Below are 11,027 nucleotides of genomic sequence, written 5' to 3'. Positions count from 1 at the left end.
TTCTTGGTGGGACGCTTGCATTGCTTGGACAGGTCGTGACCCATTCAACACAAGACGTCCACACAATTCACCTGCGCACACTGTCAAAGATCGTTCGCTTGGCACCGGTTTTCCCGGTACCGCCCCAGGACGTTTCGCCCTAGGTGAGCCGCCCATTCTACATCGCTTTTCCTTACCGTCAACACCCTTGAAACAAAATCTTTCGAGGTGATTTGTGTTGCGGAAGGCCTTCGCGGAGGGCGTCTCGTCGAAGGGGCGTGAATCATAGCGCCGCGCCGTACATCTGTGAAGGGGCCGGTGAACTTTTTTTCTGAATCGTCGCTCGGCAGCACTGGGGTGCACCGCTAGACTTCCTGCTCTGCCTGCGCGAGCGAAGTGATGAAAACATGGTTTTTAGCGGTATTTGTCCTGCTTGCCGGTTGCGCCAGCGCGGCGTCTCCCACGCACGCGCCCGTCACGGTGGTGTTGCACGGACAACGTTTTTCGGTGGAGCTGGCCACCGACAACGCGCAGCGGCAACGGGGACTGATGATGCGGCAGTCGCTTCCGGCCGATCACGGCATGCTGTTCGTGTTCCCGCGTACGGAGCCGCAGGCGTTCTGGATGAAGAACACGCTCATCCCGCTGGACATGCTCTATTTCGATGCCACGCGACAGCTGGTGTCGATGCAGTTGAACGTACCGCCGTGCCGGGCGGATCCCTGCCCGGTCTACCCCAGCGAGGGCCCGGCGCGTTACGTGCTTGAGCTTTCGGGTGGAACGGCGCGGCGGATCGGGGTGCAGCCTGGTGATGAACTGAAGATCGAGGGCGAGATCGGCCCCGTGCGTTGATCTGAAGGGCGTGAGTCCAGCAGCCCGACGCGGTAGGGGATCAGATCCTCCGGCCGCAGTGTTTCCAGCATGTCCCATTCATCTTCGAACGGTATGAACTGTTGCATGGGGATGCTCCCGGCAAAGTCGTACGCGGCGCGTACTTGAGGAACATCAGAGCAGGCGGCCCGGCGGTTTTGCTGTCCGGATCGGGCCGATTGCTGGCAGAACGCGGACTTCAGTCCAGCTCGATCATCTCGAAGTCATCCTTGGTGGTGCCGCAGTCGGGACAGGTCCAGGTATCCGGCACGTCTTCCCAACGCGTTCCGGGTGCGATTCCCTCTTCCGGCACGCCTTCCGCTTCGTCGTAGATATAGCCGCAAACAACGCACATCCATTTACGCAAGGCCGTGGCCTGGTTGGAACTGGCACTCATGATAGGAATTCTTCGATCGTGACTGGATTCGCCATTCTCGCAACTCGCCCCACGATGCGAAAGCGCGCTGCGCGCGATTGCATCCATGGGATCGCCCATGTTGCGTGTCAAAACGTCACGTCGATGGCACGGCGGCTGGCGATGGATCGCTGCACAACGGAGAATGGTCGGCCTGATGGCCGCTCCGGCGGCATGTAGCGCCCCCTGCGCATCGCCCTTCTCCCACTTTTCCGGAATTCCACATGACCACCAACCAAGAGCTGTTCCAGCGTGCCCAACGTTTGATGCCCGGCGGCGTGAATTCGCCGGTGCGCGCGTTCAAGTCGGTGGGCGGCGAGCCGTTTTTCACCGCAAGGGCTGACGGCGCCTATCTGTGGGATGTCGAGGGACGGCGCTACATCGACTACGTCGGTTCCTGGGGCCCGATGATCGTGGGCCACAACCACCCGGCCGTGCGCGAAGCGGTGGAACGCGCGGTAAAGGATGGCCTGTCGTTCGGCACGCCCTGCGCCGCCGAAGTGACGATGGCCGAGACGATCACCCGGTTGATTCCCTCGATCGACATGGTGCGCATGGTCAACTCCGGCACCGAGGCCACGATGTCGGCGATCCGGCTGGCGCGCGGTGCCACCGGCCGCAGCAAGATCGTGAAGTTCGAAGGCTGCTATCACGGCCACGGCGACAGTTTTCTGGTGAAGGCCGGCTCGGGCGCGCTCACCTTCGGCGTGCCCACCTCGCCCGGCGTGCCCCGCGCGAATGCCGATCTCACGCTGACCTTGCCGTTCAACGATATCGATGCGGCACGGGTATTGTTCGCCGAGCACGGCGCCGACGTCGCCGCGCTGATCATCGAGCCGGTCGCCGGCAACATGAATTGCATCCCGCCGAAAGACGGCTACCTCGCCGCGCTGCGCGAGCTGTGCACGAACCACGGCGCAGTGCTGATTTTCGACGAGGTGATGACAGGATTCCGCGTGGCGCTGGGCGGCGCGCAGGCGCATTACGGCGTCACGCCCGATCTCACCACGTTCGGCAAGATCATCGGTGGCGGCATGCCGGTGGGTGCGTACGGTGGCCGGCGCGACCTGATGGAACAGATCGCCCCCAGCGGCCCGATCTACCAGGCGGGCACCTTGAGCGGCAACCCGGTGGCGATGGCCGCCGGCCTGGCGATGCTGGAGCTGATCCAGGCACCGGGTTTCCACGAACAACTCGCCGCACGCACCCGGTTACTTACCGACGGCTTCCAATCCGTGGCTGATGGCGAAGGCGTGCCGTTCAGCACGAATCGTGTCGGCGGCATGTTCGGCTTGTTCTTCAGCGCGGAAAAGGTCGAGAGCTACGCGCAGGCGACGGCGGCGGACAGCGGCCTGTTCAACCGTTTCTTCCACGGCATGCTGGAGCGCGGCGTGTATCTGGCGCCTTCGGCGTTCGAAGCCGGCTTCATGTCCAGCGCGCACAGCGACCAGGACATCGCCGATACGCTGGAAGCCGCGCGCGGCGCGCTACGCCAGGCGCGCGGCTGACGAAGACGCGCACCGCACGGGCGTCACCAGACGCCCGTGTTCGGCATCGACGCCCATGGTTCGCGCGGCTCCAGATGCCCGTCCTGCAGCAACTCGATCGAGATGAGGTCGGGCGAGCGCACGAAGGCCATGTGGCCGTCACGGGGTGGACGGCCGATGGTGTAACCCATCGACTGCAGGCGTTCGCAGGTGGCGTAGATGTCGTCGACGCGAAACGCCAGATGGCCGAAATTGCGCGCTGAGCCGTAATCCTCGTCGGCGTCCCAGTTGTAGGTCAGCTCCACTTCCGCGTCCGGGCTTTCAGCCGCCGACAGGAATACCAGCGTGTAGCGCCCAGCGGGCACTTCCATGCGGCGCACTTCGCGCAGGCCCAGCCCTTCGCAATAGAAGCGCAGGGAGGCGTCGAGGTCGCGTACGCGAACCATGCTGTGCAGATATTTCATCGCAGCTCCGTAGGGTGATGAAAAAACCATGATGCAACGCGGCCGGTGAGCGGCCGGTGCAGGTGTCGATCAATGCTCGAGTCGCGCCTTGAGCGTGCGCGCGATGGCGGCGAGCTGATCGGCGCCGCTCCGCGGCGGGACGGCATCGGGATACACGCGCAGCAGGCCGTCGTCGACCCGGCGCGGGTGCACGTGCAGGTGGAAATGGAAGACCTCCTGCCCGCCTGCTTCGCCGTTCGACTGCCACAGGTTCAGGCCCGGCGGATCGTACGCGGCACGCAACGCGCGGGCCACCCGCACGGTCGCCTGCATCAACGCCGCGGCCTCGTCGTCGGCCAGTGTGTAGATATCGGGCACATGCCGGTGTGGTATCACCAGCACGTGGCCCGGTACCGCCTGGCGCCAATCCATGAAGGCCAGCACCTTGCCGTCATCCAGGATCACGTTGGCCGGCGCCACGCCACTGACGATCGCGCAGAACGGGCAGGCGTCATCCATCAGGCGGACGTCAGCTCCTGCACGGCCAGGCGCAGGCGCGACAGCCCTTCGACCACGTCGGCGCCGCCGATGTTCAGCGGCGGCACCAGCCGTAGCACATCCGGCCCGGCCTGCAGCAGCAGCACACCATGTTTCGCCGCGCATTCCAGGATGTCGCCGGCGCGGCCCTTGTAGGCGTCAGCCAGGACTGCACCCAGCATCAGTCCGCGGCCACGGATGCTAGCGAACAGGCCGCTTTCCTCGCCGATGGCGGCCAGGCCTGCCCGCAGCGCCGCACCCTGCTTCTCTACATTCTCCAGCAGCACCGGTGACGCCAGTTTGCGCAACGCCACGCGCGCCACCGCGGCCGCCATGGGATTGCCGCCGAAGGTGGTGCCGTGTGCACCGTATTGCATGACCTCGGCCACCTTGGGCCCGGCCAGCATCGCGCCGATCGGGAAGCCGCAACCCAGCGCCTTGGCCAGGGTGACGATGTCGGGTGTCACGCCGTCCTGCGGATGGGCAAACAAGGTGCCGGTGCGACCCATGCCGCACTGGATTTCATCCAGCACCAGCAAGGCGTCGTGCGCATCGCACAATTCGCGCACCCGCTTCAGAAAGCCCGGCGCGGCAGGCATGACACCGCCCTCGCCCTGCACCGGCTCGACCATCACCGCGGCGATGTCATTGGCGGCGAACGCCGCTTCCAGCGCCGACGCGTCGTTGAAATCGAGGTAGCGGAAACCCTCCGGCAACGGCTCGTAACCCTGCTGGTATTTCGGCTGCGCAGTGGCGGTGACAGCGCCCAGCGTGCGGCCATGGAAGGAGCCGCGGAAGGTAACGATCACCCGCCGCTCCGGTGGCCTGCCTTGCGCGGCCGCCCACTTGCGCACCAGCTTGATCGCAGCCTCGTTCGCTTCCGTGCCGGAGTTGCACAGATATACGCGTTCGGCGAAATCCGCAGCCGCCACCAGTTCCTCCGCCAAACGCAACGGCGGCTCGGTATAGAACACGTTGCTGGTGTGCCACAGCTTGTGCGCCTGCGCGGTCAGCGCGGCCAGCAGGTCCGGGTCCTGGTGTCCCAGCGAATTCACCGCGATACCGGCGCCGAAATCCACGTAATCGTTGCCGTCGGTATCCCACAGACGCGAACCCCTGCCGTAGTCGAGCACCATGGCGCGCGGTCGATACAGCGGCAACCAGTAATGGGCGAGGTCGATCAGGGATGCCGTGTTGGGGCTGGGCGATTGCATGAGTGGCTCCAGACTTCGCCATCGGCGAAGCCTCGTGGAATCGGAAGGGGATGGTGTCAGTCCACCCGCAAGCGGGTGGCTTCCCGCCAATTATCCACGTACGGCGCCGGAACCTGAAGCGGTGGCCCGCAAGGTCACCCCTAGCGCCCCGCACACCCGCTCGCGACCCGCGGATCAGCGCATGTCCTCCAGTTGCAGCTGGTGCTTCTTGCACAACCGATAGACGGTGACCCGGGAGATGCTCAGCCGGCGCGCGCATTCGCTGATGTTGAACTGGCTTTCGCGCAGGCAGGTGACGATGGCGTCGCGCTCGGCCGCCACGCGTGCCAGGCCAAGACTGCGATGGATCATGCCGACGTTGGTGCGCAAGTCCAGGTCCGCCGGACCGATCAGCGCATCCTCCGCCACGACGGCGGCGCGCTGCACCCGGTTCAGCAATTCGCGCACGTTGCCGGGCCAGGAGTAGCCGCGCATCGCACGTCGCGCGGCACTGCTGAAGCCACGCGCATAGCTGCAGTGCTGCTCGCGGAAGTGATCCAGAAAATGCTGCGCCAGCAGTTCGACATCGCCACCACGTTCGCGCAGCGGCGGCATGTGCAGGCGCAAAACATTGAGGCGGTAGTACAGATCCTCGCGGAAGCTGCCTTGCGCCACCGCCTTTTCCAGGTCGACATGGGTGGCGGCCAGCACGCGCACGTCGATACTGATCGGCTGGCTGCTGCCCACGCGCTCCAGCGAGCCTTCCTGCAGGAAACGCAGCAGGTTGGTTTGCGCTTCCAGCGGGAGATCGCCCACCTCGTCCAGGAACACGGTGCCGCCGGCGGCGCTCTCGATGTGCCCGATGCGCCGCGTGTTGGCGCCGGTGAACGCGCCGCGCTCATGGCCGAACAACTCCGACTGCACCAGGTTGGGCGCCATCGCGCCGCAGTTGATCGGCACGAACGGCCCCGTCCGCCGGGCTGACATGCGATGCAGCGCGGCGGCGGCCACTTCCTTGCCCGTGCCCGTCTCGCCGGTGATCAATACGGGCAGTTCAACGGGCGCAAACTTGTGCACGCTGGCCACCGTGGCGGCCATCGCAGGGCTGCGGCCAACCATCTCCGCCAGGTGATCGCCGCCGGTGACGTCCTGCCGCGACGCGTCCCCCGCCCGCCGCAACGCATCCAGCAACTGCGGCATGTCGATCGGCGCCATCAGGATCTCGCGACCGCTTTCCAGCACGCGTTTCACCGACGGCTCCCGCGCGGGGGTTTCCGGTGCGCGCAACACGATCCAGGGGATGCCGCTGTGCTCGGCCATCAGTCGATCCATCGATGCCAGTGCCGGCGCGTCGCAGTGGCGCATGTCGGCCAGCGCGACCACACCGTCACCCTGGTGTGCCCCCGTATCCACGCCAACCGCGGTGCCGACCCGGCGAATCTGCCAGCCGGCCCGGATCAGGATGTCGCGCTCATGTTCGGCGGGGTGGCCGAACCACACCACACAACCCCGGCTGCCATTGACCATTTGCCTCTCCCGCCCAGGTCCTGGCGTGCACCAGAAACCTCGGTTCAGGCAACCCGGCCCCCTTCCGCAGCTGCTCCATGTCCCTGTCGCATCCGTGATGTGCCCTGCACGCCATCCGGCCATTCAGAACGCACCACACCGAGCGCTAATGATGCGCCGTCGTGGCGTGAAGAATCAGTGTGCTTTCAGCCAGTTGGGCATTGGCCTTACGGCCTGCCCCAATCGGCCTACGCGGCCTAGGATTTCTGGAACCGGGGCAGCACGTCGCGCAGCTCGGCGAGCCGCTGCAAGGGGTCGGTCAGCTCCAGCATGTGCTGTTGCTCCTCCACGTCCAGCGGCAGCAGCTCGGCAAGGCGAAACCCGACCCAGCCGGCGTCGTCGTACATCGAACGCGGCGCGTGGCGGGACTGCGGCGTCATCGTTTCCACCAGTCGCTCGGCGATGCTCTGCAGCAGCGCGAATTCCACCGGGACCTCCTGCGGCGGTTCGGGCGGCCACATCGCCACGCTGCCACGCAGCAGGCCGTCTGAGCGCGCGCGGGTGCGGTCGACGCGGAAACGCGCACCACCCTCGACCACGATCGTCAGCAAGCCGTCGCCGCCGGTATGGAAATCGGTGATGCGGGCGATCGTGCCCACCGCGGCGGGGATCGCCGGCGTGCCTGTCTCGCGCCCCTGCAGGATCAGGCAGATGCCGAAACCGCTGTCCTGCCGTGCACATTCGCGCACCATGTCCAGGTAGCGCGGCTCGAAAATGCGCAAGGCCAGCTGCCCACCGGGAAACAGCACGGTGCGCAGCGGAAACAACGGCACATCGGGGAAAGAGACGGGGCCGGCCATGTGTTCGAGTTAGTCACAAGCCGTCGCGTGAACGCAAGCCACGGCGCACGCCGAAACGCGGACGGAAGTTACTGTTTCGCCAGCCGCTCGACAAAGCGGTGCGGCGCGTTGTCGAAGCCGCCATTGGACATGAACACCACCTGGTCGCCGGGCCGCGCCAGTGCCTGCAGATCGGCGAGCAACGCGTCGACGCTGGGCGCGGTGGCGCCGCGCCCCTTCAGCGCGTCGGTGACCTCGGCCGCATTCCACGGCAGGTCGGGGCGCTGCAGGAAAACCACCGCGTCGGCATCGGCCAGCGACGGCGCCAGCGCGGCGGCGTGCGCGCCCTGGCGCATGGAATTGGAACGCGGCTCCAACGCCACCAGGATGCGCGCCGCACCCACCTTGGCGCGCAACCCCGCCAGCGTGGTGGCGATGGCGGTGGGATGGTGGGCGAAATCGTCGTAGACGCATACGCCACCCACTTCACCGACCAGTTCCATCCGCCGTTTCACGCTGTGAAAACCGGCAAAGGCCGGCAGCAACGCACGCGGATCGGCGCCCGCCGCCGTGGCGGCAGCCAATGCGGCCAGCGCGTTCATCACGCTGTGGTTGCCCAGCAAGGGCCAGTGGATTTCACCGATCAATTCGCCGTTTCGATGCACGGCAAACGCCGAGCCGTCGGCCTCGATCAGGCTGGCCTGCCAGTCGCCGCAGCCGATGCCAAACGTTTCCACCGGCGTCCAGCAGCCCATCGCCAGCACCTCGGCCAGGCGCTCGTCCATGGCGTTGACGATCAGCCGGCCGTTGCCGGGCACCGTGCGCACGAGATGATGGAACTGGCGCTGGATGGCGCCCACGTCGGGAAAGATGTCCGCGTGGTCGTATTCCAGGTTGTTGAGGATCGCGATGCGCGGCCGGTAATGCACGAACTTGCTGCGCTTGTCGAAGAACGCGGTGTCGTACTCGTCCGCTTCAATGACAAATGGCGCCGTCGAAGACGGCTCCACTCTAACGTCCCCCGCTCGCGGGGGAAGGAGGCGCGCAGCGCCGGAAGGGGGACTCTGGGCGCCACAAGGCTGCTTTCCGCCCAACCTCGCCGACACCCCGAAATTCCCCGGCACCCCGCCCACCAGGAAACCGGGCGCCATCCCCGCGCTTTCCAGCAGATGCGCCAGCAGGCTCGTGGTGGTGGTCTTGCCATGCGTGCCGGCCACCGCCAGCACGTCGCGCCCGGCCAGCACCGTCTCGCCCAGCCATTGCGGCCCCGAGACGTAGCGCAGCCGCTGGTCGAGCATGTATTCCACCGCCGGGTTGCCGCGGCTCATCGCGTTGCCGACCACCACCAGATCAGGCGCCGACTGCAGATGTTTCGCGTCGTACCCGCGCATCAACTCGATGCCGAGGGCCTCGAGCTGGTCGCTCATCGGCGGGTAGACGTTGGCGTCGGAACCCTCGACCGTGAGGCCGAGCTCGCGCGCCAAGGCGGCGACACCGCCCATGAAGGTGCCGCAGATACCGAGAATATGCAGACGCATGCCGGGCTTCCTGAAAACCCTTCCCGGCGGGAAGGGAAAAACTCAGCCGTTGGCTACTGCCGGGTCGCGTTGCAGTGCCTGCTTGATGCGCGCGGTGACTTCGTCCAGCTCACCCACGCCATCGACCACCTGCAGCTTGCCGCGGCGGGCGTAGAAATCGGCGACCGGCGCGGTCTGCTCGGCAAAGATGCCCAGCCGGCGACGCACGGTATCGGGGTTGTCGTCGGCGCGGCCTTCGGCAGCGAAACGGATTTCGCAGCGACGAATGATGGCTTCGTTGGGCACTTCCAGCTTGATCACCGCATCCAGCGGCTGGCCGATCTTGGCCAGCAGCTGATCCAGCGCATCGGCCTGGGCCAGATTGCGCGGGTAACCATCCAGGATGAAACCGGACTTCGCATCGGCCTGGGACAGGCGGTCTTCCAGCATGCCCAGCAGGATGTCGTCGGAAACCAGCTGGCCGGCGTCCATCACCGCCTTGGCCTTCAGCCCCATCGGCGTGCCGGCGGCCACGGCCGCGCGCAGCATGTCACCGGTCGAGATATGCGGCACGGCAAGATCCGTCTTCAACCGGGCGGCTTGTGTACCTTTGCCCGAGCCGGGCGCACCAAGTAGGACGAGTCGCATAATGCTCCACAAGTTCGACGGGCCGCTGCACACTGCCGCCGCCCGAACGTATCCCGAAAACCAACCGTCAAATTAACGTCTGCACCCGTTTCCGTCAAACCGTGCATGCTGCCGCGTTACGCCGCCGGGCGCTGGCGGCCCGCGCCGATTGCCGCGTTGGAGTTGCCCGGCGACACTCCGCTTTTGCCGTTTTCCGAGGACAGCCATGAGCCCCGCCCGTCGTTCCTCCGCCACCACCGGAAACCTGTTGTATGCCCAGTCCGGCGGCGTCACCGCCGTCATCAACGCCACTGCCGCCGGCGTCATCGAGGCGGCGCGGGCCAAGGGCGTCAAGGTCTACGCCGCGCGCAACGGCATTCTGGGTGCGCTGCGCGAGGACCTGATCGACACCACAAAGGAAACCGCCAGTGCGATTGCCGCCCTGCGCCATACGCCGGGGGGCGCGTTCGGTTCGTGCCGCTACAAGCTGAAATCGCTGGAGGACAACCGCGCCGAATACGAGCGGCTGATCGAGGTGTTCCGCGCCCACGACATCCGCTGGTTTCTCTACAACGGCGGCAACGACTCGGCCGATACCGCGCTGAAGCTGTCGCAGATCGGCAAGACCTTGGGCTACGACATCCGCTGCATCGGCGTGCCCAAGACGGTGGACAACGATCTGGTGGTGACCGACTGCTGCCCCGGCTTCGGTTCGGTGGCCAAATACACCGCCATCTCCACCCTGGAAGCCAGCCTGGACGTGGCCTCGATGGCGGAAACCTCGACCAAGGTGTTCATCCTGGAAGTGATGGGCCGCCACGCCGGCTGGATCGCGGCGGCCGCCGGGCTGGCCGGCGAAGACGCAGACGCGGCGCCGCACGTCATCCTGTTTCCCGAGAACGCGTTCGACGAGGCGGCGTTCCTGGCGCGGGTGAAGGCCACGGTGGAACGCGTGGGCTGGTGCACGGTGGTGGCGTCCGAGGGCGTGCGCAACGCGGCCGGGCAGTTTCTGGCCGAAGCGGGCACGCGCGACGCGTTCGGCCACGCGCAGCTGGGTGGCGTGGCACCGGTACTGGCGGCGCTGGTGAAGGAGAAGCTGGGTTACAAGTATCACTGGGCGGTACCCGATTACCTGCAGCGCTCGGCGCGGCATGCGGCCTCGAAGGTGGACGCCGACCAGGCTTTCGCCGTGGGCCGCGCCGCAGTCGACTACGCATTGGCCGGCATGAACGCGGTGATGCCGGTGATCGTGCGCAGCGCCGACGCGCCGTACCGCTGGAAGATCGAACCGGCACCGCTGGCCAAGATCGCCAACCGCGAAAAGAAGATGCCGAAAAGCTTCATCACCCGCGACGGCTTCGGCATCACCGCCGCTGCGCGCCGTTATCTGTCGCCGTTGATCCGCGGCGAGGCGCCGTTGCCCTATGGCAAGAACGGCCTGCCCAACTACGTGCGGCTGAAAAACACGGCAGTGACCACCCGGCTACCGGCGTTCAAGCCCTGAGACCGGTGATCGACCGCTTGCTGAGTGCCGGCTGAAAAGCCAAACCTCCGCACGCGCAGGGTTCAGCTAAGCGTTTCTACGATTCACCCATCCGCTGCGACAGCCATCGT

Annotated in this window: 11 protein-coding genes; 3 read left to right on the top strand and 8 right to left on the bottom strand. The window is 66.2% G+C overall.

What is annotated here, in order from left to right:
• The first annotated feature begins 378 nt into the window (after positions 1–378).
• Entirely contained in the window at positions 379–831 is a 453-nt protein-coding gene (locus ACFPK0_RS13645; RefSeq protein WP_056085125.1) for a DUF192 domain-containing protein, read from the top strand.
• 217 nt (positions 832–1,048) lie between these two features.
• On the opposite strand, the gene ACFPK0_RS13640 is transcribed toward ACFPK0_RS13645, so the two are convergent.
• Positions 1,049–1,246 carry a rubredoxin gene (locus ACFPK0_RS13640; protein ID WP_040670504.1) on the bottom strand — a complete coding sequence of 66 codons (198 nt, stop codon included), beginning with the start codon at positions 1,244–1,246 and terminating at the stop codon, positions 1,049–1,051.
• A 242-nt stretch (positions 1,247–1,488) separates the two neighbouring features.
• On the opposite strand from ACFPK0_RS13640, the gene hemL reads away from it, so the two are divergent.
• Complete coding sequence (hemL, locus tag ACFPK0_RS13635) at positions 1,489–2,772, top strand: glutamate-1-semialdehyde 2,1-aminomutase (protein ID WP_056085123.1); 1,284 nt, start codon at positions 1,489–1,491, stop codon at positions 2,770–2,772.
• A 23-nt stretch (positions 2,773–2,795) separates the two neighbouring features.
• Here hemL and ACFPK0_RS13630 read toward each other — a convergent pair whose 3' ends face one another.
• From ACFPK0_RS13630 to ACFPK0_RS13600, 7 genes are all read right to left on the bottom strand, one after another.
• Positions 2,796–3,215 (bottom strand): VOC family protein, encoded by a 420-nt coding sequence (locus ACFPK0_RS13630; protein WP_056085121.1) that lies wholly within the window; start codon positions 3,213–3,215, stop codon positions 2,796–2,798.
• 69 nt (positions 3,216–3,284) lie between these two features.
• On the bottom strand, positions 3,285–3,713 hold the full coding sequence (locus ACFPK0_RS13625) for an HIT family protein (RefSeq protein ID WP_056085119.1): 429 nt from the start codon (positions 3,711–3,713) through the stop codon (positions 3,285–3,287).
• The gene (locus ACFPK0_RS13620) at positions 3,713–4,945 is read right to left on the bottom strand and encodes an acetylornithine/succinylornithine family transaminase (protein WP_377341481.1); all 1,233 of its coding nucleotides are present in this window, start codon (positions 4,943–4,945) and stop codon (positions 3,713–3,715) included. Before ACFPK0_RS13620 ends, ACFPK0_RS13625 begins: the two co-directional genes overlap by 1 nt.
• A 174-nt stretch (positions 4,946–5,119) precedes the next feature.
• The gene (locus tag ACFPK0_RS13615) at positions 5,120–6,451 is read right to left on the bottom strand and encodes a sigma-54 interaction domain-containing protein (protein WP_377341479.1); all 1,332 of its coding nucleotides are present in this window, start codon (positions 6,449–6,451) and stop codon (positions 5,120–5,122) included.
• Positions 6,452–6,687: 236 nt separating this feature from the next.
• Positions 6,688–7,290, bottom strand: coding sequence for an LON peptidase substrate-binding domain-containing protein (locus tag ACFPK0_RS13610; protein ID WP_377341477.1), 603 nt, complete (start codon positions 7,288–7,290; stop codon positions 6,688–6,690).
• Positions 7,291–7,358: 68 nt separating this feature from the next.
• Complete coding sequence (gene mpl, locus ACFPK0_RS13605) at positions 7,359–8,807, bottom strand: UDP-N-acetylmuramate:L-alanyl-gamma-D-glutamyl-meso-diaminopimelate ligase (RefSeq protein ID WP_377341475.1); 1,449 nt, start codon at positions 8,805–8,807, stop codon at positions 7,359–7,361.
• Positions 8,808–8,849: 42 nt separating this feature from the next.
• Positions 8,850–9,434 carry an adenylate kinase gene (locus ACFPK0_RS13600; protein ID WP_056085110.1) on the bottom strand — a complete coding sequence of 195 codons (585 nt, stop codon included), beginning with the start codon at positions 9,432–9,434 and terminating at the stop codon, positions 8,850–8,852.
• Positions 9,435–9,639: 205 nt separating this feature from the next.
• Between ACFPK0_RS13600 and ACFPK0_RS13595 the strand changes: the two genes are divergently transcribed.
• The gene (locus ACFPK0_RS13595) at positions 9,640–10,917 is read left to right on the top strand and encodes a 6-phosphofructokinase (protein WP_056085108.1); all 1,278 of its coding nucleotides are present in this window, start codon (positions 9,640–9,642) and stop codon (positions 10,915–10,917) included.
• Positions 10,918–11,027: the final 110 nt, after the last annotated feature.

It is taken from the genome of Rhodanobacter ginsenosidimutans, assembly GCF_042655685.1.
Lineage (GTDB): Bacteria > Pseudomonadota > Gammaproteobacteria > Xanthomonadales > Rhodanobacteraceae > Rhodanobacter > Rhodanobacter ginsenosidimutans.
This window is presented reverse-complemented; position numbering and strand designations above follow the sequence as displayed.

Coding starts and splice junctions, on each gene's coding strand:
- ACFPK0_RS13645 (WP_056085125.1), top strand. CDS start 379: ATGAAAACATGGTTTTTAGCGGTATTTGTCCTGCTTGCCGGTTGCGCC.
- ACFPK0_RS13640 (WP_040670504.1), bottom strand. CDS start 1,246: ATGAGTGCCAGTTCCAACCAGGCCACGGCCTTGCGTAAATGGATGTGC.
- hemL (WP_056085123.1), top strand. CDS start 1,489: ATGACCACCAACCAAGAGCTGTTCCAGCGTGCCCAACGTTTGATGCCC.
- ACFPK0_RS13630 (WP_056085121.1), bottom strand. CDS start 3,215: ATGAAATATCTGCACAGCATGGTTCGCGTACGCGACCTCGACGCCTCC.
- ACFPK0_RS13625 (WP_056085119.1), bottom strand. CDS start 3,713: ATGGATGACGCCTGCCCGTTCTGCGCGATCGTCAGTGGCGTGGCGCCG.
- ACFPK0_RS13620 (WP_377341481.1), bottom strand. CDS start 4,945: ATGCAATCGCCCAGCCCCAACACGGCATCCCTGATCGACCTCGCCCAT.
- ACFPK0_RS13615 (WP_377341479.1), bottom strand. CDS start 6,451: ATGGTCAATGGCAGCCGGGGTTGTGTGGTGTGGTTCGGCCACCCCGCC.
- ACFPK0_RS13610 (WP_377341477.1), bottom strand. CDS start 7,290: ATGGCCGGCCCCGTCTCTTTCCCCGATGTGCCGTTGTTTCCGCTGCGC.
- mpl (WP_377341475.1), bottom strand. CDS start 8,807: ATGCGTCTGCATATTCTCGGTATCTGCGGCACCTTCATGGGCGGTGTC.
- ACFPK0_RS13600 (WP_056085110.1), bottom strand. CDS start 9,434: ATGCGACTCGTCCTACTTGGTGCGCCCGGCTCGGGCAAAGGTACACAA.
- ACFPK0_RS13595 (WP_056085108.1), top strand. CDS start 9,640: ATGAGCCCCGCCCGTCGTTCCTCCGCCACCACCGGAAACCTGTTGTAT.